At 43.8% G+C, this 1889-nt stretch carries 1 protein-coding gene; it reads left to right on the plus strand.

Features of this window, described 5'->3' with window-relative positions; genetic code table 11:
* The first annotated feature begins 554 nt into the window (after positions 1-554).
* Complete coding sequence (gene ltrA, locus D0463_RS17050; RefSeq protein WP_117308575.1) at positions 555-1814, plus strand: group II intron reverse transcriptase/maturase; 1260 nt, start codon at positions 555-557, stop codon at positions 1812-1814.
* Positions 1815-1889: the final 75 nt, after the last annotated feature.

Here is a 1889-nt window from a genome sequence, read left to right on the forward strand (position 1 = left end):
TGGTGCGCCCGGCATGGGTGTAGTCTCTAGGGTGAAAGTCCCGAGCCATGAAGGCAGTAGTAATGGTTAGCTTAACGCAAGGGTGTCCGCGGTGACGCGGAATCTGAAGGAAGCGAGCGGCAAACCTCCGGTCTGAGGAACACGAACTTCATATAAGGCTAGGTATCATTGGATGAGTTTGCCAGTCAAAACGAAGTCCTTACTGCCGAAGGTGGTACAGAGTAAATGAAGCAGATAGGTGGAGGGAAAGACTGCACTCTTACCCGGGGAGGTCTGATTGATAAGCCAAGTACACTTGGTAACCTATCCAGCAATGGATAGCTGAACAATCAGAAGTCAGCAGAAGTCATAGTACCATTCTAACTCGAGAAAGAATGGGAAGGACTGAACTATTAAGAAGAATGAAATCTGCACATTCGGTAATTGCATTGAACACAGACAATCCGAAAGGACCTACCTAAAGGAGGAAGCGGTGAATCCGCTGGGGACTCTAGGAGGGTGGAGCAAGAACCGGCATAAACAGAACCTTCATTCACGTAGAAAGGAATAACATCATGTTAATGGAACGAATCTTGTCACGGGAAAATCTCTTAACTGCCCTAAAACGGGTAGAGCAGAACAAAGGAAGTCACGGCATAGATGGAATGTCCGTAAAATTCCTACGACGACATCTCTATGAAAATTGGGATTCCCTTCGGGAAACTTTGAGAACAGGTAACTATCATCCTTCCCCTGTTCGTCGTGTCGAAATCCCGAAACCAAACGGCGGGGTAAGGCTTTTAGGCATACCAACTGTGACAGACCGTTTCATCCAACAGTCAATTGCCCAAGTATTAACCCCAATTTTTGACCCAACCTTTTCTGAAAACAGCTATGGTTTCCGACCTAACAGGAGTGCCCATGATGCGATAAGAAAGGCAAAGGGATATATCAAAGAGGGTTTCCGATGGGTAATCGATATGGACTTAGAGAAATTCTTTGATAAGGTCAATCATGACAAACTAATGGGAATACTCGCGAAAAGAATTGAAGACCGCATACTTCTTAAACTAATACGGAAATATCTTCAATCAGGTGTAATGCTTAATGGGGTCGTACAATCAACGGAAGAAGGTACTCCGCAAGGAGGACCTCTCAGTCCTCTCCTTTCAAACATAATTCTTGATAAGTTAGATAAAGAATTGGAAGCCAGAGGGCATAAGTTTGTCCGTTATGCGGACGACTGTAACATTCATGTTCAGTCATTTAAAGCAGGGGAACGTGTATTTGAATCCATTACGACGTTTATTGAGCAGAAACTAAAGTTGAAAGTAAACAGGGATAAGTCGGCAGTTGACCGCCCATGGAAACGGAAATTCCTTGGCTTCAGCTTTACTTGGAATAAAGAACCGAAGGTGCGAATTGCGAAACAAAGTATCAAACGCTTTAAGACAAAGATTCGAGAAATTACCTCACGGTCAAAACCTTTTCCAATGGAAGTAAGGATTGAAATGTTAAACCGCTATCTAACGGGATGGTGCGGGTACTTTGCTTTGGCTGACACTCCAAGCAAATTCAAAGAATTTGATGAATGGATAAGAAGAAGGCTCAGAATGTGCGAATGGAAACAGTGGAAGAAACCTAAAACCAGAGTTAGAAAACTAATTGGTTTAGGAGTCGCTGATTACAAAGCATATGAATGGGGTAACTCCAGAAAGAAATACTGGAGAATCGCATGTAGCCCAATATTACACAAAACCCTCGATAACTCTTACTGGAGCCAACGAGGGTTGAGAAGTCTATATAATCGTTATGAAATTTTGCGTCAAACTTAATAGAACCGCCGTATACCGAACGGTACGTACGGTGGTGTGAGAGGTCGGGGGTTAGTCACCCCCTCCTACTCGATT

Origin of the sequence: Bacillus sp. V59.32b (assembly GCF_003429085.1) — a bacterium.
GTDB lineage: Bacteria > Bacillota > Bacilli > Bacillales > DSM-1321 > Peribacillus.

Excerpts from the sequence above, each read along its gene's own strand:
- ltrA (WP_117308575.1), top strand. The coding sequence starts at position 555 with ATGTTAATGGAACGAATCTTGTCACGGGAAAATCTCTTAACTGCCCTA.